This window comes from Actinoallomurus liliacearum (assembly GCF_039542035.1).
GTDB classification, from domain to species: Bacteria; Actinomycetota; Actinomycetes; order Streptosporangiales; family Streptosporangiaceae; genus Actinoallomurus; species Actinoallomurus liliacearum.
Genome location: NZ_BAABHJ010000002.1, coordinates 314,605 through 337,774, shown reverse-complemented (window position 1 = coordinate 337,774; position 23,170 = coordinate 314,605). Strand labels below are relative to the sequence as shown.

At 72.5% G+C, this 23,170-nt stretch carries 23 protein-coding genes; 13 read left to right on the top strand and 10 right to left on the bottom strand.

What is annotated here, in order from left to right:
- The first annotated feature begins 17 nt into the window (after nucleotides 1–17).
- Nucleotides 18–1,001: a DMT family transporter gene (locus ABD978_RS04190; protein WP_345348528.1), complete on the top strand. Its 984-nt coding sequence runs from the start codon at nucleotides 18–20 to the stop codon at nucleotides 999–1,001.
- Here the strand turns inward: ABD978_RS04190 and ABD978_RS04185 are convergent.
- Entirely contained in the window at nucleotides 946–2,049 is a 1,104-nt protein-coding gene (locus tag ABD978_RS04185) for a site-2 protease family protein (protein ID WP_345348525.1), read from the bottom strand. The genes ABD978_RS04190 and ABD978_RS04185 overlap by 56 nt on opposite strands.
- A 76-nt stretch (nucleotides 2,050–2,125) precedes the next feature.
- On the opposite strand from ABD978_RS04185, the gene ABD978_RS04180 reads away from it, so the two are divergent.
- Nucleotides 2,126–3,691 carry a glycoside hydrolase family 10-like protein gene (locus tag ABD978_RS04180; protein WP_345348522.1) on the top strand — a complete coding sequence of 522 codons (1,566 nt, stop codon included), beginning with the start codon at nucleotides 2,126–2,128 and terminating at the stop codon, nucleotides 3,689–3,691.
- Nucleotides 3,692–3,819: 128 nt separating this feature from the next.
- On the top strand, nucleotides 3,820–4,023 hold the full coding sequence (locus ABD978_RS04175) for a DUF3040 domain-containing protein (RefSeq protein WP_345348519.1): 204 nt from the start codon (nucleotides 3,820–3,822) through the stop codon (nucleotides 4,021–4,023).
- 261 nt (nucleotides 4,024–4,284) lie between these two features.
- On the opposite strand, the gene ABD978_RS04170 is transcribed toward ABD978_RS04175, so the two are convergent.
- Nucleotides 4,285–4,740 carry an ester cyclase gene (locus ABD978_RS04170; RefSeq protein WP_345348516.1) on the bottom strand — a complete coding sequence of 152 codons (456 nt, stop codon included), beginning with the start codon at nucleotides 4,738–4,740 and terminating at the stop codon, nucleotides 4,285–4,287.
- A gap of 179 nt (nucleotides 4,741–4,919) precedes the next feature.
- Between ABD978_RS04170 and ABD978_RS04165 the strand changes: the two genes are divergently transcribed.
- From ABD978_RS04165 to ABD978_RS04155, 3 genes are all read left to right on the top strand, one after another.
- Nucleotides 4,920–5,495 carry an RNA polymerase sigma factor gene (locus tag ABD978_RS04165; protein WP_345348513.1) on the top strand — a complete coding sequence of 192 codons (576 nt, stop codon included), beginning with the start codon at nucleotides 4,920–4,922 and terminating at the stop codon, nucleotides 5,493–5,495.
- On the top strand, nucleotides 5,482–6,270 hold the full coding sequence (locus tag ABD978_RS04160) for a methylated-DNA--[protein]-cysteine S-methyltransferase (RefSeq protein ID WP_345348510.1): 789 nt from the start codon (nucleotides 5,482–5,484) through the stop codon (nucleotides 6,268–6,270). Before ABD978_RS04165 ends, ABD978_RS04160 begins: the two co-directional genes overlap by 14 nt.
- A gap of 109 nt (nucleotides 6,271–6,379) precedes the next feature.
- Entirely contained in the window at nucleotides 6,380–7,705 is a 1,326-nt protein-coding gene (locus ABD978_RS04155; protein WP_345348507.1) for an acyltransferase family protein, read from the top strand.
- 66 nt (nucleotides 7,706–7,771) lie between these two features.
- Here the strand turns inward: ABD978_RS04155 and ABD978_RS04150 are convergent, their stop codons facing one another.
- From ABD978_RS04150 to ABD978_RS04140, 3 genes are all read right to left on the bottom strand, one after another.
- Entirely contained in the window at nucleotides 7,772–8,527 is a 756-nt protein-coding gene (locus ABD978_RS04150) for a nuclease-related domain-containing protein (protein WP_345348504.1), read from the bottom strand.
- Nucleotides 8,528–8,874: 347 nt separating this feature from the next.
- A complete protein-coding gene (locus ABD978_RS04145; protein WP_345348501.1) occupies nucleotides 8,875–9,489 on the bottom strand; it encodes a MarC family protein in 615 nt (204 codons plus the stop codon).
- A gap of 245 nt (nucleotides 9,490–9,734) precedes the next feature.
- The gene (locus ABD978_RS04140; protein ID WP_345348498.1) at nucleotides 9,735–10,337 is read right to left on the bottom strand and encodes a CGNR zinc finger domain-containing protein; all 603 of its coding nucleotides are present in this window, start codon (nucleotides 10,335–10,337) and stop codon (nucleotides 9,735–9,737) included.
- 92 nt (nucleotides 10,338–10,429) lie between these two features.
- Here ABD978_RS04140 and ABD978_RS04135 point away from each other — a divergent pair, with 92 nt between their 5' ends.
- Complete coding sequence (locus ABD978_RS04135) at nucleotides 10,430–10,858, top strand: carboxymuconolactone decarboxylase family protein (RefSeq protein ID WP_345348495.1); 429 nt, start codon at nucleotides 10,430–10,432, stop codon at nucleotides 10,856–10,858.
- A complete protein-coding gene (locus ABD978_RS04130) occupies nucleotides 10,855–11,760 on the top strand; it encodes a phosphotriesterase family protein (RefSeq protein WP_345348492.1) in 906 nt (301 codons plus the stop codon). The genes ABD978_RS04135 and ABD978_RS04130 overlap by 4 nt, the downstream gene beginning before the upstream one ends.
- Nucleotides 11,761–12,157: 397 nt before the next feature.
- Here the strand turns inward: ABD978_RS04130 and ABD978_RS04125 are convergent, their stop codons facing one another.
- Together ABD978_RS04125 and ABD978_RS04120 are read right to left on the bottom strand one after the other, a co-directional pair.
- Nucleotides 12,158–12,937: an alpha/beta fold hydrolase gene (locus tag ABD978_RS04125; protein ID WP_345348489.1), complete on the bottom strand. Its 780-nt coding sequence runs from the start codon at nucleotides 12,935–12,937 to the stop codon at nucleotides 12,158–12,160.
- Nucleotides 12,938–12,984: 47 nt separating this feature from the next.
- Nucleotides 12,985–13,389: an ArsR/SmtB family transcription factor gene (locus ABD978_RS04120; RefSeq protein ID WP_345348486.1), complete on the bottom strand. Its 405-nt coding sequence runs from the start codon at nucleotides 13,387–13,389 to the stop codon at nucleotides 12,985–12,987.
- A 122-nt stretch (nucleotides 13,390–13,511) separates the two neighbouring features.
- Between ABD978_RS04120 and ABD978_RS04115 the strand changes: the two genes are divergently transcribed.
- Nucleotides 13,512–14,756, top strand: coding sequence for an MFS transporter (locus ABD978_RS04115; RefSeq protein ID WP_345348483.1), 1,245 nt, complete (start codon nucleotides 13,512–13,514; stop codon nucleotides 14,754–14,756).
- Between the two features lie 177 nt (nucleotides 14,757–14,933).
- Here ABD978_RS04115 and ABD978_RS04110 read toward each other — a convergent pair whose 3' ends face one another.
- Nucleotides 14,934–15,290, bottom strand: coding sequence for a tetratricopeptide repeat protein (locus tag ABD978_RS04110; RefSeq protein ID WP_345348480.1), 357 nt, complete (start codon nucleotides 15,288–15,290; stop codon nucleotides 14,934–14,936).
- A gap of 164 nt (nucleotides 15,291–15,454) precedes the next feature.
- Here ABD978_RS04110 and ABD978_RS04105 point away from each other — a divergent pair, with 164 nt between their 5' ends.
- Complete coding sequence (locus ABD978_RS04105) at nucleotides 15,455–16,450, top strand: pirin family protein (protein ID WP_345348477.1); 996 nt, start codon at nucleotides 15,455–15,457, stop codon at nucleotides 16,448–16,450.
- A gap of 1 nt (nucleotide 16,451) precedes the next feature.
- Here the strand turns inward: ABD978_RS04105 and ABD978_RS04100 are convergent, their stop codons facing one another.
- Nucleotides 16,452–19,184 carry a hypothetical protein gene (locus ABD978_RS04100; protein ID WP_345348474.1) on the bottom strand — a complete coding sequence of 911 codons (2,733 nt, stop codon included), beginning with the start codon at nucleotides 19,182–19,184 and terminating at the stop codon, nucleotides 16,452–16,454.
- 91 nt (nucleotides 19,185–19,275) lie between these two features.
- On the opposite strand from ABD978_RS04100, the gene ABD978_RS04095 reads away from it, so the two are divergent.
- Nucleotides 19,276–20,253, top strand: a complete 978-nt coding sequence (locus ABD978_RS04095) for an EamA family transporter (protein ID WP_345348471.1) — start codon at nucleotides 19,276–19,278, stop codon at nucleotides 20,251–20,253.
- An 84-nt stretch (nucleotides 20,254–20,337) separates the two neighbouring features.
- On the top strand, nucleotides 20,338–20,754 hold the full coding sequence (locus ABD978_RS04090; protein WP_345348468.1) for an acyl-CoA-like ligand-binding transcription factor: 417 nt from the start codon (nucleotides 20,338–20,340) through the stop codon (nucleotides 20,752–20,754).
- A 16-nt stretch (nucleotides 20,755–20,770) separates the two neighbouring features.
- Here the strand turns inward: ABD978_RS04090 and ABD978_RS04085 are convergent, their stop codons facing one another.
- On the bottom strand, nucleotides 20,771–21,370 hold the full coding sequence (locus tag ABD978_RS04085) for a TetR/AcrR family transcriptional regulator (RefSeq protein ID WP_345348465.1): 600 nt from the start codon (nucleotides 21,368–21,370) through the stop codon (nucleotides 20,771–20,773).
- 132 nt (nucleotides 21,371–21,502) lie between these two features.
- Between ABD978_RS04085 and abc-f the strand changes: the two genes are divergently transcribed.
- Entirely contained in the window at nucleotides 21,503–23,137 is a 1,635-nt protein-coding gene (gene abc-f, locus ABD978_RS04080; RefSeq protein ID WP_345348462.1) for a ribosomal protection-like ABC-F family protein, read from the top strand.
- Nucleotides 23,138–23,170 lie beyond the last annotated feature (33 nt).

Sequence of the window (23,170 nt, the reverse complement as noted above, 5' to 3'; positions counted from 1 at the left end):
CTGCAAGATCGCGTCGCATGACCGGTGTAGCGCGGCGCGGGGGAGGACTGATGGAGCGGACGGCGGGATGGGTGCCCGGGTTCGTGGTGCTGTCGATGATCTGGGGTTCGAGCTTCGCCCTGATCAAGGTGGCGGTCGACGCGGGCGTCGCGCCGCTGTGGGTCGCGTCGTGGCGGTGCCTGTTCGGGCTGGCGGCGCTGGGCGCGGTGTGCGTCGTACGGCGGGCGCCCCTGCCTCGTGGCCGGCGCGTGTGGGCGCACGCGTTCGTGGTGGCCGCGCTGTTGAACTCCGTGCCGTTCGCGCTGTTCTCGTACGCGGAGACGCGGGTGAGCTCGGTCGTGGCGGGCGTCTGGAACGCCACGACGCCCTTGACCACGCTGCTGTTCGCCGTCGCCGTGATCCCCGCGGAGCGGCCGACGCCACGGCGGTCGATCGGACTGGCGACCGGGTTCTGCGGCGTGCTCTTGGTCCTGGGAGTCTGGCGGGGATTCGACGGCGGCACGCTGGGCGGCAGCCTGGCCTGCCTGGGAGCGACCGTCTGCTACGGCGCCGGTTTCACCTACACCCGGCGCTTCTTCGCCGGGGGTGGGGAGTCGGTCGTCGCGCTCTCGGCGGTACAGATCCTGTGCGCGACCGCCGAACTGGCCCTGGTCACCCCGGTCGTGGCGGGCCCGCCGACCTGGCCGGGGCCGGCGGCGGCAGCGGCGCTGGTCGGGCTCGGCGCCGTCGGCACCGGCCTGGCGTACATCATCAACCTGGGCGTGATCCGCGCGGCCGGGCCGACGGTCGCATCGACGGTGACGTACCTGACTCCGCTGTGGTCCACGCTGCTGGGGGCGGTGCTGCTGGCCGAGCCGCTCGGCTGGAACACCGTCACCGGCGGCCTGCTGATCGTCGCCGGGGTGATCGTGGCCCGGGCGCCTCGCCGGGGGGAGCGGGCGGCCGTCAGCGTGCCGGGAAGCCCGGGACCTCGCGGGCGAGGTGTTCGAGCTCGCGGGTGAGGTCGTGGGGGGTCACGATGCCGACGAGCCGGTCGCCGTCGAAGACGAGAAGGCGCTCGCGGGCCAGCCGGGCCAGCAGTTCGGTGAGGGGCGTCTCGGCCGCCGTCCGCTCCGCGTCCTCCACGAGGGCGCCGACGGGGGTCTCGGGCGGTTCCCGGCGGATGCGCTCGGTGGTCACGACGCCGTGGACGACGCCTTCGTCGACGACCGGATAGGCGGAATGCCGGTGCCGGGGCAGCATCTCGCGCAGGAACTCGGCGACCGGCATGGAGCTCGGCACGGTGAACGGATCCGGGGTCATGATCCGGCGGATCGGGATGCCGTCGAGCCGCGCGCGGACGCGGGCCTGTCCGGCCTCCAGGCCGGCGGCCGTGATCAGGAACCAGCCGACGAGCGTGAGCCACAACCCCTCCGCGCTCCACATGGCGATGTAGAAGCCGGTCAGCATGGTCACCCAGCCGAACGCGCGGCCGACCTGGGTGGTCTGCAGCGTCGCCTTCAACCGGTCGCCGGACATCCGCCACAGCAGGGCGTGGACGAGTCGCCCGCCGTCCAGGGGCGCGGCGGGGATCACGTTGAAGGCCGCCAGGAGCGCGTTGATCAGGGCGAGCCAGGTGACGCAGCCGCTCACCATGCCGTCCACCCCCGTGAGGAGGAGGGCGGCCGACGCCGTGCCGAACGCCGCCGCCAGCAGCACGCTGACGAGCGGTCCGGAACCGGCGATGCGCACCTCGGCGCCCGGGGTGGCCGGCTCGCCCTCGTACCGGGCGACGCCGCCGAGCAGCCACAGGGTGATCCCCGTGACCGTGAGCCCGTTCCGGCGCGCCACGATGGCGTGCGCCAACTCGTGGGCCAGCAGGGAGGCCAGGAACACGGTGGCGGTGAGCAGCCCGCCCAGCGCGTAGAACAGCGGGGGCAGACCCTTGTACGCGTGGGGCAGTTGCTCGCCGGCCAGGCCGTACGTGATGAGCGCGAAGATCACCAGGACGGTCCAGTTGACGCCGACGCGCACGCCGCCGATCCGGCCGAGCCGGAGGGTGTCGTTCATAGCCGCCGCCTTTTGTCGTCCCTGAGAAGGGGATACCCGCCAAACCACTCGAGAGTCTCGGGCAGAATGCCCTTCCGTGGGTTCATCCATCGCCAAGGGGAGCATCGCGGTCGTCGCCGCCGCGGTCGTCGCGGCTGGATGCGGTGGCCCTGCGGACCGGTCCCGGCCCCCTGCCGCGCAGGCGGCCGAATGCGGTCAGGTGACGATGGCCCGCTCGGACGCCGCGCGGCAGACCCGGGCGATGTGGATCGTCTCGGTGGGCAACGGCGACTGGCCGAGCAAGCCGGGGCTGCCGGTGGCGAAGCAGCAGGCGGAGTACCGCGCCCTCTTGGATCTGGCCGTACGGCGGAACCTCAACACCGTCTACGTGCAGATCCGGCCGTCGGCGGACGCCTTCTACCCGTCCCCGTACGAGCCGTGGTCGCGGTACCTCACCGGGAAGCAGGGCAAGGCCCCGGGTTACGACCCGCTGCGGTTCCTGGTCGACGAGGCGCACAAGCGCGGGCTGGAGTTCCACGCCTGGTTCAACCCGTACCGGGTCAGCACCGGGCCCAACCGCAAGAGCCTGGCGCCCGGCAACCCGGCCCGGCGGCATCCGGACTGGGTGTACCGTTACGGCGACGCCCTCTGGTACGACCCCGGCCTGCCCCAGGTCCGTGACCTGGTGGCGAAGGTGGTCCTCGATGTCGTACGGAAGTACGACATCGACGGCGTCCACTTCGACGACTACTTCTACCCGTACCCTTTGCCGGGCAAGGAGTTCCCCGACAAGCCGACGTTCAAGAAGTACGGCGCGGGCTTCAAGAACCGCGCCGACTGGCGCCGGCACAACGTGGACACGCTGGTGCAGACCGTGTCGGCCGGCATTCATCAGGCCAAACCGTGGGTCAGGTTCGGCATCAGCCCGTTCGGGGTCTGGCGCAACAGGTCCGATGACCCGAACGGTTCGGCGACCCACGCGCTGCAGAGCTACGACGACATCTACGCCGACACCCGTAAGTGGATCAAGAGCGGCTGGATCGACTACGCCGTACCCCAGCTGTACTGGCCGATCGGGTTCGGCGCCGCGGACTACCGCACGCTCGTCGCGTGGTGGGCCAGACAGGTGACGGGCACGCACGTCCAGCTGATCATCGGGCAGGCCGCGTACCAGGTGGGGCACGGCGGCCCGTGGAACGCGCCGGCCGAACTCTCCCGCCACCTGACGATCGACGCGAAGTACCCCCAGGTGACCGGAGAGGCGATCTTCAGCGCCACCGACCTGAAACAGGACCGCCGCGGGTTCGCGTCCCGGCTGGCGCGCGATCACTTCGGCCGCCCGGTGCTCGCCCCGGTGAGCCCGCGTACGGCCGCCGCCCGGCCGTCGGCGCCGAGCCGTCTGCAGGCCGAGGACCGCCGGTTGACCTGGCAGGGCACCGGCGCGGCGGCGTACGCCGTCTACCGTTCGCCGGCGAAGGGCCCGGCGTGTGCCGCGCCGGATCCACACGACCTCCTCATGGTGGTGCCGGGTACGACGCACCAGATCACCGACCACTCCGCCAAATCGGGTCAGGTCTACACGTATTACGTGACGGCGCTGGACTCACGCCACCGGCAGAGCCCTCCGACCCGAGGCGCCCAGATGACCGCTCGAGGCGGCTGACCAGGGCCTACCCGGCGGCGATGCCACATCCGGCCGCGAATGCCGAGGCTCCTTGGGTTTTTGAGGTTTCCCATGCTTGGCAAACAGGGGATGATTCCTGGAAATCTGTGACCCCCTGGAGGTGCGGCATGGCGCTCTCGATGGAGGAGGAGCGAATCCTCACCGAGATCGCATCTCAACTCGGTCAGGAAGACCCTCGCCTGGCCGACCGGCTGTCCAACTTCGGGCGCCTGCGCAGGCGGCGGCGCATTCGCGCCGCCCTGGCGATCGCGGTCGCCGTGCTCGTGATCGCTTCGTTGGTGGCCGCGGCCGTGGCCACCGTGCCGGTCTGACGAACGAGGTCGCCCCCGCGGGAGACTCTCCCGCGGGGGCGACGACACGCTGAGGCCGGTGTGGTGGTCGCCTCTCGGCGAAAAGCACAACGCGGCTCCTGCTCCGGCCATGCGGCCGGACGGTATTCCGCGAAGGCGATAGGTGCGGCCCGGGGACACATGCCACACCGGCCTCACCAGCGTAACCGATTCCCACCCGTGACCGGCACATCCCCGGGCGGGTCGGTGCACCGCGTGCGGTCGGGAGCCGGCCGGCCGGGGCTACGACCCGTCCGCGGCCATGCCCGGCATGACGCCGAGCTGGGCCGCGATGGTGGCGATGTCGAAGTAGATCCGCTCGCAGATGATCCGGTCGCCGTCCGGCCCGTCGAAGAAGAAGAACGCCACCATCGGGCACCGGAAGGCGCGGCCGGTCGGGGGGAAGCCGTACGCCTCGCCGAGGTGCGTGCCGAGCAGGTCGAACTCCGCGATCACGGCGTCGTCCGCGTGCCAGAGGCGGACGTTGTCGTGCCGCTGGTCGGGAAAGGCGTCCCGGGACCTGCGGTAGTACCCCATCACCTCCTCCGGGCCGTCGAACACCTCGCCGGTGGGGATGATCTCGTAACGGGGGTGGTGGCTCATCGTCGTCAGTGTGACGTCGAAGTCCTGCGCGGTCTCGGACTCGAAGTGGGCGCGGATCAGGGCCTCGCGCGCCTCGCGCACGCTCGTGGTGGTCACGGTCTCTCCGTCCTGCGGCTCGGGCGAATGGTCGCGTGGTGCGACTGGCGCTTTGTCGGCTCCACTTATGATCTACATCGTAAAGGTAGCGGGCCCTTAGAACCCGAAAGGCTCACGGAGCACGGCAAGATGGTCATAATGCTCCGCAACCCGACCGCCTCGACCGGTGTTCTATGAAGGTGACCGAGACCGACATCCGCCGCCCGATCGTCACCGCGCTCACGGAAGACCTCGACACCGGGTTCGTCGCGCTGTTCGACGCATACCGCGACGTCGTGTTCTCCGCCGCGCTGCGGCTGTGCGGGCGATGGGCCGACGCGGAGGACCTGACGGCGGAGACGTTCCTGCGCGCCTACCGCGCGCTGGCCGGTTACGCGCCGCAGCGCGTCGAGAGCCTGCAGCCGCGCCCGTGGCTCATGACGATCCTGGCGAACCTCTGGCGTAACACGTTGCGCTCGGCAGCCCGGCACCCGCCCCCGGCGCCGCTGGAGACGGCACCGGAGGCGGCCGATCCGGCGGAGCCGACCGAGCAGGTCGCCGAGCGGTCCGAGACGGGCCGTGAGCTGGCCGCGCTGCTCGGCGAGCTGACCGAGGAGCAGCGCCTCGCCGTCGTGCTGCGGCACGTCGCGGATATGCCGGTCACGGAGATCGCGACAGTCCTCGGTGCCCCCGAGGGCACCGTCAAGTCCCACATCTCGCGGGGTCTCAAGCGACTCCGCCTGCTCTACCCGGGGAGGAACGATGAGCACCGTTGAGCCTTACGACCCGGAGCCCTTCGACCGGCACGATCCACTGATCGCGGGCCTCGGAGCCCTGGCCACCGGCGCACCGGCGGGCCTGCTCGACCGGGTGGCGGCCCGCTGGGTGCGCGTCGACGCGGCGATCGGCGGCGTCTACGTCGCGATGACCGACCAGGGCATCGCCTACCTGCGCGCCGGACAGGACCAGGAACAGTTCGTCGCGTCGTTCCGGAGCCGGTTCGCCCGACCACTGCTGCCGGGCGGCGGCGCGCCGCCGGCCCTCGAGCGGGCGCTGCGGACCGGCCGTACCACCGGAATCCGGCTGGACCTGCGAGGGCTGCGTCCCTTCGAGGAGGCGGTGCTGCGCGCGGCCGCGGCGATCCCGCGGGGGGAGATCCGGCCGTATGCCTGGATCGCCGAGCGGATCGGGCGGCCGAAGGCCGTCCGGGCGGTCGGCACCGCGCTGGGAAAGAACCCGGTGCCGCTGCTGATCCCCTGCCATCGGGTGACGCGTTCCGACGGCCAGATCGGGCAGTACGTCTTCGGCGCGCCGGCCAAGGAACGGCTGCTGCGCATGGAGGACGTCAACCTCGAGGAGGTCGGGACGCTTGCGGCGAAGAACGTCTACTACGTGGGCAGTGACACGACGGGCGTCGTGTGCTTCCCGAGTTGCCGCGACGCGCGGCGGATCACTCCGGCGCACTGGCACGGTTTTCGTAGCCTGGCACAGGCCGAGAGCGCCGGATACCGGCCGTGCCGGCACTGCCGGCCGGGGGTCGGCGTGTCCTGAGCACCGGTGGCACCGGACACGGGTGTTCAGGACCCCTTGCGCTTTCGTTCAAGAACGTCCTGTTGACTGATCCAGGTAAGCCGTTGTCTCCGACCGGGGTTCCGCCGCTTTGAGTTTCCGTACCGACCTCGTCCGCACCGACCCTGTCCCCGATGACACCGTCCGCACCGACCCCGTCCGGACCGGTCGCATAGGCACCGACCCTGATGGCGGCGCCGATCCCGTCCGTCCGGGCCCTGACCACGCCGATCCCGGCCATGCTGGCGGCGGCCACGTCCGTCCCGACGGCAGCGGCCGCACCGATCCTGCCGGTCCCGACCACGCCGGCCGCGGGCCGGCGGGTCACGGCCGCGCCGATCGAGATCCCTACTTCGACAACGCGAAGTTCCTCGCCGTCGTCCTGGTGGTCATCGGCCATGCCTGGGAGCCCCTTCGGGGCGCGAACATCGGCGGTCGGCTGCTCGAGGCCGCGCAGACGTTCATCTACGCCTTCCACCTGCCGGCCTTCATCGTCATGTGCGGGTACTTCTCGCGTGGTTTCCCGACCACCCGCGGCCGGACGCGCAAGCTCGTCGCCGCCATCGTGGTGCCCTACGTGCTGTTCAGCGTCGCGTACCCCCTGTGGGCCGGGATGCTGTCCGGCGACCACGTCGGCTGGGATCCGCTGGAGCCGTACTACCTGACCTGGTTCCTGCCCGCCCTGCTGCTGTGGCGGCTGTCCACACCGCTGTGGCAGCAGATCCGTCTTCCCGTCGTCGTCGCGGTGCTGATCTCGATGCTCGCCGGGTTCGTCACCCTGCCGAGCACGCTCAACGCCGCGCAGGTGCTGTCGTTCCTGCCCTTCTTCGTGCTCGGGCTGGTGCTGCGGCCCCACCACTTCGAGATCCTGCACCGCCGCGCCGTGCGCGTCGCGGGCGCGGCAGTGCTCCTCCTCGGCGGCCTCACCGCCTACCTCCTCGCGCTGAGTGTCGATCCGGAGTGGGTGCACTGGCGGCGCAGCTTCGGGCAGCTCGGGGTGGGCGCCTCGGCGGGCCTCGGGTTCCGGGTCGTCGCGATGGCCGCGGCGCTGGTCCTCACGGTCGCGTTCCTCGCGGTGGTGCCGGCACGGCGCACGTGGTTCACCCGGCTCGGCTCGGCCACGATGTACGCCTACCTGCTCCACGGGTTCGTCACGCTCTACCTGTCCTACCAGGACTGGTACTACGGCATCTCCGGCGAGCAGGTCCTGCTGGTGACGGTGGGCTGCGCGCTCCTCGCCGTGGTCCTGTCCGGAGAGCCCGCGCGCCGGGCGTTCCGGTGGGCGGTGGAGCCCCGCATGGACTGGCTCTTCCGCGCCGGCCCCACCCGCCGACCGCAGTCCCGCCGCCGACCGGGGCGGCGGGAGATAACGCGCGGGCGAAGAGACACGGCGGGCGTGGTCACCGGGACCGAGTGAGGGGTACGGGCGGCGCGGTCTCTTCTGAGGGCGCGCCGCCCGCACCGGAGTCCTCCCGCCCGGCGCTCAGCGAACGATGCTGGCGTGCCGACTGATCGGCAGTTGATGCGCCGCCTCGGTGATGGCCGCGACCTGCTCGGGGGAGAAGCGGTTGCGCTGGCGCCGGATCCAACGGGGCAGACGGTGCATCCGGACGAGCGTGACGCCCTCGGCCTCCACGAGGCCCCGGGCGAGGTGACCGCCGTGGACGACGGCCACGGCCTCCACGACGACCTCACCGCCGAGCCGCTCGGCGAGCAGCGCGGCGGTCGCATCGGCCCGGGCGCGCAAGGCGGAGGCCATCTTGGCGCCGGACCGCTCATCGACGTACAGCGTTCCCTGATAGGTGGCGATGTCCGTGTCCGGAGCGACGGCCTGATTATCGATCATTAGGACGCCGGTCGGTCCGATCACCAAATGATCGATCTGGCCCTGCTCCGGCACGTTCCTTCCCTGAAGGACGCGGTATCCGCGCCAGGCCAGGGCCAGGCGCAGCAGAGCCGAGGTGCGCCGTTCGCCACGCTGGCCTTTGCGCCAGACGCTGGAGACCATCCGTTGGCGCAGGTAGTAGAGACTGTCCACCGCGGCGACCACGACCGCGGCCAGCAGCCCGAACCAGAAGTCGACGAGTACCGTGCCGATCACCAGGCTGACGGCGGCGAGCGCACCGCGCATTTGAAGCCGACGGCGCTTCCCCTGCGCCCACAGCTGCTCGTGCACCGCCTGGGGGGACCCGCCGATCAGCGCCGGGTTGTCCGGAACATAGATCGACCGACCGAACATCACGCGACCCTTTCGCTCGTGGGAGTTTATTATCTCGTGACCACGGCGTTAAGGCCCACCCCGGGTAACGCGGTTAAACATAAAAGTAACAAACGGAATTAGCGTTGGCTGCTGCGCATGGAATTGCTGTGCAACCTGCACTGCAGCTTGCATCATGCGCCGGGAGGGGATGAGGTGCCGAGCTCGGCGCGGTGACCGATTGCCGCGCCGCGCGATGGATACGTCAGCATAATCCGTTCGTCTCCGGCGAATGCAGCGGTATTGAGATCGGTCGCACGCCGTTTATCGTCGCCCCGGGTCGGCGCCGCCCCGCCCGTCGCCGGCCGCTTCCGGCCGGATTCCGACGGTCATGGGTGACCGGGGATTCCGACGACGCCCATCGTCCGCAGGCCGACGATCACCAGGTCCACGCCGACGGCCGCCAGCAGCAGCCCGAGCAGCCGGCCGGCGACCTCCACCCACATGCGCGGAACCCGGTGCAGCACGTAGGTCAGGACCAGCATCGTGAGGAGGTTGCTCGCGGCGACGGCCGCATAGGCCACGGCGACCAGTGGGGGCCAGACCCAGCCCGGCCGGGTCACCGTCAGGACGATGATCGACGTCATCGCGAGCGGACTGACGATGTACGGCAGCAGCAGCGCCATGAAGCCCTCGCTGGGAGAGCCGGCCGGTGTCTCGGCGTGGCCGTCGAGGACCAGGCGCAGAGCGTACATGAAGAAGATCGCCCCACCGGCGATCATCACGTCGGCGTGTCCGATGTGGAAGACGTCCAACAGCGGATCGGCGGTCATCGCGAGGACGACGGCGCACAGCGTCGCCGCGCCGGTGGCCCGCCAGGCCAGTCTTCGCAGCGCGCGCGGGTCCCGTCCTTCGGCCAGCCGCGCGAAGCTCAGGATGACCTTCGGCGGCCCGGCCACCGCGATGAGGACGACGAACACGTCCCAGAGGTCCAAACGCCCCACCCCGGCGTCTTCCCTGCGTGAAGACCCGCGCAAACCTTCTTCCGTCGCGGTGCCGCCGGACGCGGTGGGTGTGGGTACGCCCGCGTACGGTCATGGAGGCGGGTGTGCCCGCGTACGGTCATGGCCGCGAGGTGCGCCTGCGCCGACGCCCGCGCACGGTGATGGACGCGCATGCGTCGCGTTCGGCCGAGGCGGTCCGGTCCCGGTGAGCCCCCCGCCCGGCGGCGCCGGTGGAGGCGTGCTCGTCACTGTGTCGACGCCGGCGTGTGATCGTCGTTCGACCCGGAGGCGGCGGCGTTGCGGCGGGCGCGGAGCGCGCGGACCCTGCCCCGGCTCGCGCACGCGGGGGATGGGCACCAGCGTCGGCGTCCGGGCGGGTCGATGAAGACGCCCCTGCAGTCGTCTTCCGGGCAGCGTTTGAGGGCGAGCCGGTCGGAACCGGTCATCTGGTCCACGGCCTGACGGGCGATCCGGGCGAGGGCGTGTGCCGTGGTCGCCGGAGGCTCACGTCGCAGGCGGTCGTCCGCGGTGAGCCGGACCGGATCGTCGTGCCCGGCCATGAACGCGGCCAAAGTCGCCACGGCCGTCGCGGGCGGCGGCCTCTCCTCGACCGTGGCCAGTGCGATGCCGCGCAGCGTCTCGCGCAGGGCCCATGCCTGGTGCAGGTCGTCTTGACCGGGTGGCTGAGCCGGAGACAGCTCACAGCGCTCCAGCCACTCGGCGAGAAGCCCGGGGCTCGCCAGCCGCTCCACCGGGGCCGCGCTGAACGTGCGGCCTTTGGTGGCCAGGAAGTTCAACCAGGTGGCGCCGCAGTCGAAGCGGAACGCGAGCTTGTCCTCTGTGGCCATGGGTCAATCGTAACGCTTCAGCCGTTACGTCTGCTAGCGTTCGTGTAACGCCCAAGGCGTTACAAGGGTCGATCGAGGAGTGAGGAGTGACCATGGCGGCGAGCCAGGCACTGTCGGAGCAGTTGACACCGGCGCGGTTGGACCGCGACGAGGGCTACCGGATGCTGGCCCTTCTCCAGGACGAGGCGACCCAGCAGGCCGTCTTCCCGGATCTCGAGCGGCTCGCCCCCGGATACGCCGACTGGATCGTCACCGCCCTGTTCGGCGGCACTTACCTGCGCGAGGGGTTGTCGCTGCGCGACCGCCAGCTCATCAACCTGGCCGCCCTCACCGCGCTCGGCGGTGTGGACCCGCAGTTGTCCGGCCACGTCAAGACCTCGTTGCGGGTCGGAATGACCCCCGGCGAGATCACGGAGGTCTTCGTGCATCTGGCGCCGTATATCGGCGTGCCCAGGGCATTGGCCGGGCTGCGCGTCGCCGCGGCCGCGCTCGCCGACGTGGAGCAGGAGGCCGGACGATGAGCGGGATGATCCGGACCGTGCTCGGGGACATCGCGCCCGAGGAACTGGGGGTCTGCGACGCTCACGACCATCTGTTCATCGGCTCGCCGGCGCTACCGGGCCAGGAACTGGACGACCCCGAGGCCGCGCTCGCCGAGCTGAAGGCCTTCGCCGCGCTCGGCGGCCGTGCCGTGGTCCAGTGGACACCGTGGGGGATGGGGTCGCGAACCGAACGACTGCCCGCACTGTCCCGGCAGTCGGGCGTCCGCATCGTCTCCGCCACCGGAATGCACCAGGCCAAGCACTATGACCCAGCTGAGCTGGAACGCCGCCGTGGCGGGCTGGCCGACCTGTTCATCCACGAACTGACCGCCGCACCGGTGAAGGCGGGCATGATCAAGGTCGCCGGCGCCTACCACCGCCTCGACGACCACGCCCGGCACGTCATGGCGGCCGCCGCCGAAGCCCATCACGCCACCGACGCGCCCATCGGCGTCCACTTGGAGGCCGGAACCGCCGCGCTGGACGTGCTCGACCTGCTGTGCGGGACGCACGGGGTCGCTCCGCACCGCGTGATCCTCGGACACCTGCATCGATTCCCTGACACGAGGATTCACCGGCAGGCCGCCGAGGCCGGCGCGTTCCTGGCGTTCGACGGCCCATCGCGGGTGCACCACGGCACCGACTGGCGCCTGCTGGACAGCCTCTCCGCCCTCGCCGACGCCGGCCACGCCCAGCAGATCCTCCTCGGCGCCGACACGGTCACCCCGTCGGCACGGTCCGACGCCGACGGTCCGGGCATGCCGTTCCTGCTCAGCGGCCTGCGCCCGCGGATCGAGCGGGAACTCGGCCTCGACCTCGCGTCCGCGATCTTCGTCGGGAATCCGGCCCGCGCCTTCGCGGCGCGATGGCGGCGGCCATGACCTGACATCTTCCGAGCGTGGGCGGCTCGCCGGACCTCCGGAGGTCCTGGGTCCGCGCGGCGACGGCCGGGGATCGGTGAAACGGTGCTCCGGCCGCCCGGACCGGCAGGCCGCTGCGGGCCATTACGGCGAAATCCGCTGGCCGGTCCGCGCGCCGACCGCCAGCCGTTCGGTGAGCGCTCGCGCCCACAGCGGTGCCGGGCCGCCCGTTCCCCGACGCGGCCGGCGGGCCGCGCGAGAACGGGTCACCCCCTCATCGTGACTCGCGCACGTCGGGATGGGAAGACCTCCGGACGCCAGGACGCCCGCACCGCCCGGCCGCACACGGCCACCGCGGGCGACCGGCGGGGGGACCTGTCCCCGAGGGCGCCCGAATCGGCGGGGCGTCGGCCGCCGGTCAGTTGGAACTGCCCTCCAGGAGCACTCGGGCCACGAGCGCGGGGTCGTCGCCCATCGGGACGTGCCCGCAGCCCCCGAGCCAGACGAACCGCGCGTGCGGCAGCGCCTGCTGGGCGCGTACGGCCTGGCTCGACCGCAGGAGGCGGTCCCGGGTGCCCCACGCGATGGTCACCGGTACGTCCTCCACCTTGCCGCGGAACGTGGTCTCGCGGCCGGCCTTCAGGGTCGGTTCGAAGCCCACCGCGCCGCGCAGCGCGGCCGCGTCCGCCAGCAGGGTGTCGATGCCGATGAGATCCGGCCGCCCATAGATCATGCCGAACATGAGTCCGCGCAGCCGCGGCGAGTTCGCCAGCCGGCGCATGGTCGAGGCGGGCAGCCCGGCGCCGAGTCGCGACGCGCGCAGTACGAGCGCGGCGTAGCGCAGTTCGAGCGGCGTGTAGAACCCGGCGGGGGAGAGCGCCGTCACCGAGCGGGCGAGCCCCCGGTCGGCGGCATCGAGCGCGAACAGCCCGCCGAGGGAGTTGCCGGCGACGTGCGGGCGGTCGACGCCCAGCCGGTCGATGAACTCCCGCAGCAGGTCCACCACCGTGTCGAGGCCGTACGGGGTGCCGGCGGGCAGCGGCGGGGAGGCGCCGAATCCGGGCAGGTCCACCGCGATGACGTCGCGTTCCTTGGCGAGCAGGTCGATGACCGGCTCCCAGGCCTGCCAACGGTGGCCGATGCCGTGCATGAGCAGCAGGGGCGGGCCGTCGCCCCGCCGTTCGAAGACGATGTCCACCCGCCGAGGGTAGACCTGAAGTTACCGCTTGGTCACTATGATGGCGCTCACTTCCGTCGACCGCTCGGAGACCTTCGGTCGGACTCGGGGGTCCAGGCGGCGACGAGGTCGATCAGGCCGGGAAATCGGGCCTCGAGGTCGTCGACGCGGACGTGGCTGCGGCGCTCCAGGCCATACTGGCGCTGCCGGATGACGCCCGCCTCGCGCAGGGCCTTGAAGTGATGGGTGAGCGAGGACTTCGGGCGGTCCAGGCCGAGCCAGCCGCATGGGTGGTCGAACTCCTCGCGCTCCAGGAGGAGCTTGCGCACGATGCGCAGCCGCAAGGGGTCGCTCAGCGCGCCCAGCACCGTCTCCAACCGCAACTGATCGACGGCGGGCTCGGGCAGGGGGGACGGTGCGCCGGCAGGCTCCGGCAGCACCCTGATGGTCGGCTTCGCCTGTGTCGCCGGCATCGGCGGTCCTTCCTCGTCGCGCGCTCACTAGTACGACTTGAATCGTACTGCCTGTGCTAAGTTCGACTCCACTCGTATAAGTACGACTTAACTCGTACATTGGTCGAACGGGAGGATCCTCCATGCCGGACACTCGATCGGCGCGGGTCGACGACCCGCCGCGGCCGGGGCGCGAAGCGACGGAAGCCGCCGTCCCCACCTGGTGGCTGTGGGCGGCGGCATGGCCGGTGACGGCGGTCTTCGTCCTGTCGAACGCCGCAACGCCGCTGTACGTCCTGTGGCAGCGCGACATCGGCTTCTCCAAGGGCACGCTGACCGTGATCTTCGCCTGCTACATCGCCGGGCTGCTCGGGTCGCTCCTGGTCTCGGGCGTGCTGTCCGACCGTGTCGGGCGCCGGCCGGTCCTGCTGCCCGCGCTGGTCCTGGCCATGGCCGCGTGCGTCATCTTCGCCACCGCCTCGTCGGTCGCCGCGCTGGTCGTGGCCCGGCTGTTCACCGGCGTCGCCGTCGGTGCGGTCGTCTCGGCCGGCATGGCGGCGGTGACGGACGTGGCCGGACCGCGGCGGAAGCGGCTCGCGGCCCTGCTCGCGTCCTGCGCGATGGTCTTCGGCGCGGGGCTCGGGCCGTTCCTCGCCGGAGTGCTGTCCGAGACTCTGCCGGCGCCGACCGTCACCGTCTTTCTCGTCGAGGCGGTGCTGCTGGCGACGGCGGTGCTCACGACACTGCGCATGCCGCTCGGCCGCCCGGAGACGCCCGCGCCGGCGGCCCGTTCCTGGATCCGCGTGCCGCGGGTCCCGCGCGGCAGCGGCATCCGGCTCGCCCTCGGCGTCGCGGTGTTCGCTCCCGGCATCACCGCGACGTCCTTCGTCCTGTCACTCGGCCCGTCACTGCTCGCCGGACTGCTCGGCACCACCGACCGCGTGGTGGCCGGGGCCATGGCGTTCGTGATGTTCCTCGCCGCGACCGGCGTGCAGTTCGCGGTGCAGCGCCTGCGCAGGTCCGTGATCCTGCTGATCGGCGCGGTCGGCACGACCGCGGCGATGGCGGCCCTCGTCGCCGCGGTGCACACCTCGTCGGTGCCGCTGCTGATCGTCGCGGCGGTGTTCGCGGGCGCGGGCCAGGGGACGGGCCAGCTCGGCGGCCTGTCCCTGCTCAACGCGAGCGTCCCGCCGCAGCGTCTGGCCGAGGCGAACGCGGCGCTCAACGTGGGCGGGTACGTGCCCGCGGGCGTGCTCCCGGTGGCATCCGGGTACCTCAGCGACGCCATCGGGCTGACGACCGGCGCCACGGTCTTCGGCGCCGTACTCGCGACCCTGGCGATCGCCGGAGGCGTCGTCGTCCTCGGCGCCCGCAGCCGGATCCGCTGACCGGAGGTCCGCCGGCCGTACGTGGAGCACGTGTCTCGACGAGTCCCGTTCGGTCGGCGGATGTGTCAGGCGCACCTGGCGTGGTCCGTGAACACCGCGTGCCGTCGGCCGGCGCCGGCGGCACGCGGCCGTGGGCGGCGGGAGGAAGTCGCGCGCTTCTTCTCCGGGCGCGTGACGTCAGTCGGCGAGGTTCGCGGCGGAGACGGAGATCGCCACCTCGTCGGCCGGATCGGTGCCCATCGCGCGAGCCAGGCTGCGGTACGGCGTGGCCTCGTCGGCGCGGCCACGCCGCTCGAGAGTCCGGGCCAGCGCCTCGTGCGCCCAGCCGTTCGCGGGGTCCAGCTCGATCAGCCGCCGGAAGGTCTGCTCCGCGCGGCCCAGCTGCGCGCTGTGGAAGTAGGCTCGCCCGAGCAGCTCGACGGCCGCCCGGTTGTCCGGCTCGCTCTCGACGATCGGAGCGAGGATGCGCCCCGCCTCGGCGTAGTCCCGGGCGTCGAAGAACATCCGTCCGCGCTGGTACTCCTCGTAGGTCATCGGCGTCCTTCCATCGATGGCGTCCGCATCGTCGGACGCCGCACGCCACAACGCCGGCACCGGTCACCGTCTTCCCGGCGGCCCGCTGGAGGCGGCGCGCCGGTCTATCATCATCCCGTGATAGTTGAAAAAGAAACTACCTGTGGCAGTGACGGGGCCGTGGGATGAGCACCACCGACGCGACCCCCGCCGTGCTGGGCTGCGGCAGCCTCGCGGAGGCCGGAGCGCCCCCGGAGGAGCCCCGAGTCCAGGTCCTCACCGCGCGGGACGTCCCGCTGGGCGGTCCCCGGGCGATGACGGTGCGGCGCACGCTGCCACAGCGGGCCCGCACGCTGATCGGCGCCTGGTGCTTCGCCGACCACTACGGTCCCGACGACGTAGCCGACAGCGGCGGCATGGACGTCGCGCCGCATCCCCACACCGGCCTGCAGACGGTGAGCTGGCTGTTCAGCGGGGAGATCGAGCACCGCGACAGCATGGGCAACCACACACTCGTGCGGCCCGGCGAGCTGAACCTCATGACCGGCGGCCACGGGATCAGCCACTCCGAGGTCTCCACCGCCCGCACCACCATCCTGCACGGCGTCCAGCTGTGGGTGGCGCTGCCCGAGGAGCACCGGCGCACCAGCCGCGACTTCCAGCACTACGTCCCGGCCGTGATCTCGTTGGACGGGGGCGAGGCCAGGGTGTTCCTCGGCTCGCTGGCCGGCGACACCTCCCCGGTGCGGACCTTCACGCCGCTGCTCGGCGCCGAGCTCACGATCGCGCCGCACGTGACGGTCACCTTGACGGTGGACGCCCGCCTCGAGCACGGCCTGCTCATCGACAGCGGGGACGTTCGCGCGGCCGGAACCCCGCTCCGGCCCGCCGAACTCGGCTACCTCGGCACCGGCGCCGGCACGCTGACGCTCGCGAACGAAGCGGACACCGCGGCCCGCATGCTCCTGCTCGGCGGCCCGCCGTTCGACGAGCAGATCGTCATGTGGTGGAACTTCATCGGCCGCAGCCACGAGGAGATCGCCGAGGCGCGGGAAGCGTGGCAGAACGGCTCCGACCGCTTCGGCGCCGTCGAGGGTTACGCCGGGAACCGCCTGCCCGCGCCGGCCCTGCCGAAGGCCACCATGAGACCCCGCGGCAATCCTTCGGAAGGAACCCGATGACCTAGGGCTCGAGTTCGGCGGCGACGCCCTGGAAATCGTCGATGGAGAGGGTCAGGGTGTTCTGGCCCTGGAAGACCTGGGTCTCGCCGACCTGGCCGAGGTGGTGGTTGCAGGCGCGGTCGAGGTACGCCTCGACGAGCCGGGCGTTGGTGAGCCGGCCGCGGCCCCGGAGCTCCGCCAGGTCACGCCGGGCCACCTGCCAGGCCTCCGGCGCCAGCTTCAGGCGGCGTTCGCCGGCCAGGAGCGCCGCGAGGTGGACGCGCAGCTCCGGGTCGGACAGGTCGGGCAGTCGTACGGTGCGGAAGTCAGTGATCAGCTCCGGGATGGCGTCGGTGAGCTCGCGCAGCCGATCCGGCGCGCAGGTCGCCGCGAGAACGGTCTCGCTGACGCCCTCGACCCGCGCCCGGTACAGAGCCGAGGCGTAGGCCGACCCACGGTCGTCGTCGAGGACGACCGTGTCGAGCCCCTCGATCAGGAGCGTGTGGCCGTTGTACTCGGCGATGTGTTCGCGCAGCCGCCGTGGGTCGATCTCGGCCAGCTCGTCGGCCTGCAGCGTGTGCACCTCGCCACTGCCCAGGCCCACCTCGGCCAGCGCGCGGGCGATCATGCGGGTGAGGCGGCGCTGGCCGCAGGACAGCTCACCGACGAGCAGCACGGCCGGCGCGGACGCGCTGGACACCTCCTGCCCACGCAGGCTGAGCGCCCAGGTGCCGCGCCGGCGCAGCTCCGTCAGCAGCCGCTCGATGTCGTCGGGGCCCGGCAGGAACGTGATGCCGTACGCCTCCACCGGCCGCGGCCCGGGATCGGACCGGTGACCCGCCGGCTCCGGGAAGGGCGGCGGGGTACCCGTCCCGGCCGCCGGAGCCCCGAACGGCGGACCGGGCCACGGTGGCGGAGTGCCCGCTCCGGCCGCCGGACCCGGGAACGGCGGTGGGGTGCCCGCTCCGGCCGATGGCTCACCGGGGGTGACCGAGGTGGGCGGTGGGCCGGGGTCCGGCGTGAGCGCGGTGGGTGGAGCGGTGGAGAACGGGGGCGCCGGGTCGGGGGTCACGGCCGTGACTCCGGGGATCCAATCCTCGTGCGGAGAGCCGACCGGTGACGCGTCCCCGGGCCCGGCGGACGGGCCTGGAGAGCCGGGACCCGGTCCGGGGCTCGCGGGGGCGCCGGGGATCGATGTGGGCGCGGCGGGGCCGGGCCACGCGGTGGTGCCCGCCGGGAAGCCCGGGCTGGACGTGGGCGCGGCGGGGTCGCCGCCGGCGGAGCCTCCCGGGTCGGAGGAGGGGACGGAGGGCAGCGGCTCGGAGGCCGGCCAGGCCGTGGTCGCCGGCTGCGGCGGGGGAGGGGCGTCGGCCTCGCGCTGCTCGGCGAGGTGCGCGCGGGCGGCCTCGATGATCTCCCACGGTGTGAGGCCCTCACCGGGACCCGGCTCGGGCCCGGCGACGATCGCCTTCATCAGCGCCGCCGGGACGGTGAAACCGGGCCGTGGCGGCGCCATGTTCGCCAGCCGGGACCAGGACAGCGCGGTCGCGTACGAGACGGCCAGCAGACTCCGCAGGATCTGTGGATCCGCGCCGGCCACCGCGCTGGGCAGCGTGCCGTCGACCGGCCACAGCTCCCGGAGCGGGTGACCGGGCTGCCCGAGCGCCTGCAGGGTGCGGACGGCTTCGGGGTCCAGCCAGGGAAGCACCGCGGCCGCCGCGCCGGGTACGCCATCGAGGTCGGCGGCCAGCAGCGCGAACGCGACCCGCCGGGCCTCGGCCGGCCCGGCCGCGGCGGCGGGTAGTGCGGCCGCCGTCGCGGCGAGGTCGTAGCAGGCGAGCCGGAACTGGTCGCCCGTGGCGGTCTCCCGCAGCAGCGTCACCCGGAGTTCCGCGGGGCAGCGGCGCAGCCATTCCTGGACGATGGCCTGGTCGCCGTAGCGCACTCCGGCGTGGTCGCTCGGGACCATGCGCAGGGTCGTACCGGCGATCGCGGCGAGCGCGTCGGCGCGTGGCCGGAAGGCGGGGTCACCGCGCAGGGCCTCGGCGGTCTCCCACAGGGCGCGGGCGATGTACGAGGCGCCCATCGGGTCGCCGGCCCGCAGGCGCTCGGTGTAGGCGCCGACGATCAGCGGGAGAGTGGGCGGCAGGAACCACCGCGGGCCCGGCGCGGTGGGGGTCAGATGGCGGCCGTACAGGCCGAGGAGCGGATGGTCGTCCAGGGCGACCGGAGCTCCCGTGCACCACAGCATGGCGAAGAAGGACACCGCGACCGGGCTCGGCGTGCCCGGCAAGAAGAGAGGGTCCTGCATCGGGAACTGGGCGGGGTTCGCGCTCGCTGCCGCGGTCACGGTCTGCTGGAGCCGGCCGAGCACCACGGGGGCGGGCGGCGCGCCGAACAGGCCGTCGGCGGCCAGGGGGCCGGGGGTCAGGTCCGGCCCGGTGGTCAGGATGGAGGGCGGTACCGGCGGCCGGCCCGCGCCGGGCGGTGCGGGCATCACCGCCTGGCGCGCGGCGGGATCGAACGGGGGCGGGCACAGGTGCCAGTTGCCGTCCAGGCCGCAGCGGTACCAGCGGCCCCATGCGCCGAAGAGCCACCATTCGCCGGCCCCGGCGAGCATCCGCGACGTGATCGCCTCGGCGCGCGCGTGCGGCGGCGCGCCCATCCACCACGGGGAGGAGGTGATGCCGCGCACGTCTGTCTCGATGGCCGCGAAGGGATCGCTCGGGGGTGCGGCCGAGGCCTGCCAAGTCACGATGCGCATCGTAGTGGGTTGATTCGGACGGCATTGCGGCGCGTAATGACCGTCCTGTAGCTTTGCTCCTTAATTGCGAGGGGGTGGGCATGTGAACGCCGCGCGGCTCAGGGCGTCCGGATTGGGTTTCGGAATCGTGTCAGCGATCGCCTTCGGTACGTCAGGGCCGTTCGGGAAGGCGCTGATCACCGCGGGCTATTCGCCGTTGCAGGCGTCATGGACGCGAATCGCCGGCACCACCCTGGTCCTCGTGCCGATCGCCCTCCTGCTGCGCGGGCGTGCCGCCGGGCGCGCGGTGCGCGGGCGATGGCCGCTCCTCCTGCTGTACGGCGTGATGGGCGTGGCGGGCTGTCAGTCGCTCTACTTCTTCGCAGCGTCCCGCCTGCCGGTCGGCGTGGCGATCCTTCTGGAGTTCACCGGTCCGGTGCTGGTCGTGGCGTGGATGCGGGTCGTGCAGGGACGGCGGGTGCCCCGGAGCGCGGCGATCGGCGTGATGATCGCGCTGGTCGGCCTCGCCTGCGTCGTCGAGGTCTGGTCGGGCCTCAGCCTGGACCTTCTCGGGCTGCTCGCCGGGCTCGGCGCGGCCGCCTGCCAGGCCGCCTACTTCCTGATCATCGATCGGGTCGGGGAGGACGTGGACCCGCTGGTCATGACCGCCGCCGGGTCAACGGTCGGCGTGGTCGTGCTGGCCGTGGCCGCGCCACCGTGGGGCATCCCGTGGCACCTGCTGACCACCGGCGTCCGGTTCGGCGACCGGTCGGCCCCGGGGTGGTCGCTGGTCGTCTGGATCGTCCTGGTCAGCACGGTCACGGCGTACCTCACCGGCGTCGCCGCGGTGCACCGCCTGTCCGCCCCCGTGGCGGGCGCCGTCGCGTACATCGAGACGGTCTCGGCGGCCCTGTTCGCCTGGATCGCGCTCGGCGAGCGGCTGGGCGCGGCGCAGCTCGCCGGAGGGGCGATCGTGCTGGTCGGCGCGTTCGTCGCCCAGCGGTCGGTCGCCCCCGACGAACCCACCCTGGAACCGGTGCCCCTCCTGGAGGGCGTCGGCGTCAGGAGTGCTGACGGGTGAAGGCCCGGGTGCCGATCGCCGGCGCGGCCGCCGCGAACGCCGCGCTGGCGGTCGGCCCGACCGTCAGCGTCGCGCCTCGATGACGTGATCCATGCGAGCACACTGCGCGCGGGGGAGTCGGTCGTCGAGGCGCTGCGCCGCGACTTCCACGAGGCCCTCGACGAGGGGGACTGGCGCTACGGCATCACGAGCGGTATGGAGGACTTCTCCCGCATGGTGTTCGAGAGCCCGTCGCTGCAGGCCCGGATGCGTGAGATGTCCGACCAGCGCAGGGACCACCTCGCACAGGTCCTGGTGGAGGAGACCGACGCCGACTCGGACGACCCCACCCCGCGGTTCGTCGCCGCGCAGGTCGTCGCGCTCACCCACGCCATCTCACTGGAGTCCCTCCGGCGCCGGCGCGCCGGCGAGAGCCACGCGGCGGTCCTCCCCGCCGTACGGGCCGCCGTCGACCAGGGCTTCGACCTGCTGAAGTCCGGCATCGGGGACTATCCCCGCTGAGGGGGACACCCGCCGGCTACAGGGCGCCCGCGCGGGCGGCGGCCAGGGCGGCGCCGGCGGCCCGGTCGGCGACCGCGGCGTCGACCGGCTCCCGGCTGACGAACAGCCGGTAGTAGATCGGCGCGACCGCCGCCCGTACGACCTCGACCGGATCGGTCCCGGGCGGAAGCTCGCCCCGGGCGACGGCGCGCGTCACGATCGGGGCGGCCTGGTCGTGCCGGGAGGCGAAGAAGCGCCGCAGCGCCACCGCGGCGGCGGAGTTCTGCATGGCGGCGGCGATGAACGCGGTCGACACCGGTCCCTCGTCCGGATCGGTGAAGCCGGTCACCACCAGCCGCGCCAGGGCGCGCAGGTCATCCTCGACCGAGCCGGTGTCGGGGATCGGCCAGGGCTCCTCGCTCGCCATCTCCAGGGCGTCGGCGATCAGGCCTTCGACGCCACCCCAGCGCCGGTAGACGGTGGTCTTGTGCACCCCGGAGCGGGCGGCGACGCCCTCGACCGTCAGCGCGGTGTACCCCTTCTCGGCGAGTTCGCTCAGGGTCGCCGCCCGGACGGCGGCCCTGACGCGGGCGCTGCGGCCACCCGGCCGCCGCCCGTGGCCCTCGGCGATCGTCATCGGTAATCCCGTTGCGCTCGGGAACGCTGGTCTGTCATCATCCTAACGCAACCACAGTTGCGATAAGCCGAAAGTGGAGGAGAGCAGTCGCCATGGGCCTGGTCCCGAACACCGTGATGTCCCACCCACGCCGTGTATCGGAGGCCCGTTCTGTCCACTCAGCTCACCCTGCGAAGCGTCGCCAAGTCCTACGGTGACCACCTCGTCCTCGACGACGTCTCGTTCTCCGTACGACCCGGGGAGCGCGCCGGCCTCGTCGGGGAGAACGGCTCCGGCAAGTCGACGCTGCTGCGGCTGATCGCCGGCGTCGAGACGCCGGACGACGGCGACGTCACCGTCATGGCCGACGGCGGCGTCGGCCATCTCGGTCAGACGAGAGGCCTGCCACCTGGTGACACCGTCCAGCAGGCCATCGACGCGGCCCTCGCCGACCTGCGGGCGATGGAGCGCCGGATGTGCGAACTGGAGGCCGACCTCACCGAGGCCCGGTTCGCCGAGTACGCCGCGCTGCGGGCCGCCTACGAGGCCCGGGGCGGCTATGAGGCCGACGCCCGCGTCGACAAGGCGATCCACGGGCTCGGCCTGGCGCACCTCGGACGGGACCGCGCGCTCGCCACGCTGTCGGGGGGAGAGGAGGCCCGGCTGGCGCTGGCCTGCGTCCTCGCGGCGGCGCCGGAGATCCTGCTGCTCGACGAGCCCACCAACCATCTCGACGAGCCGGCGCTGAGCTGGCTGGAGGACCGGCTCCGCACCCACCAGGGCACCGTCCTCGTGGTCTCCCACGACCGCCTCTTCCTCGACCGGGTCGCCACCGTGGTCTACGAGGTCGAGGAGGGGTCCGTGACCCGCTTCGGCGGCGGATACTCCGGGTTCCTCACGGCGAAGGCGGCAGCCCGCGCCCGCTGGGAGCAGGCGTACGCGGCCTGGTGCGAGGAGGTGGAGCGCGTCGAGATCCACGCCGCGACCACCGCGCGCCGGGTCGCTCCGGGCCGGCCCATGAAGGACCGCAACAAACCCGCCTACGACCGGGACGCCGGGCGCGTGCAGAGCTCGGTCGCCAGCCGCGTGCGCCAGGCGCAGGAACGGCTCCGGCAGCTGAGGGCGAACCCGGTTCCCCGGCCGCCCGAGCCGCTGCGCTTCGACGGGCTGTTCGGCGGGGGAGACGAGGAGGGCACGCTCGCCGAACTGCACGAGGTGACCGTCGGCGACCGCCTGCGCGCGGTCTCCCTCACCGTGACCACCGGCGACCACCTGCTGGTCCACGGCCCGAACGGCGCCGGAAAGACCACCCTGCTGCGGGTCCTCGCCGGCGAGGCGCCCGACTCCGGGACCGTGCGCCGGCGTGGCCGCATCGGGTACCTCCCGCAGGAGGTCGAGTTCCCCGAGCCGCGGCGGTCCGTGCTGTCGGTGTTCGCCGACGGCCGGGCCGGTCACCCGGAGGAGCATCGGGCGCGGCTGCTCTCGTACGGCCTGTTCCACCCCGACGCCCTGGACACTCCGGTCGGCGGCCTGTCGGTGGGCCAGCGGCGGCGGCTGGCCCTGGCCCGGCTGCTGGTGGCGGAGCACGACCTGCTGCTGCTCGACGAGCCGACCAACCATCTGTCGCTCGTCCTGGTCGAGGAGCTGGAGGAGGCGCTCGCCGACTACCGGGGCGCGCTGGTCGTCGTCTCGCACGACCGGACGCTGCGGAACCGCTTCCCGGGCGCGCGGCTGGAGCTGCGCGCCGGGCGTCTCGCCGGCCGCCAGGATGAAGGCGAGGTGGAGTAGACATTGTCTATGTTCGTTGGGTAGACAGTGTCT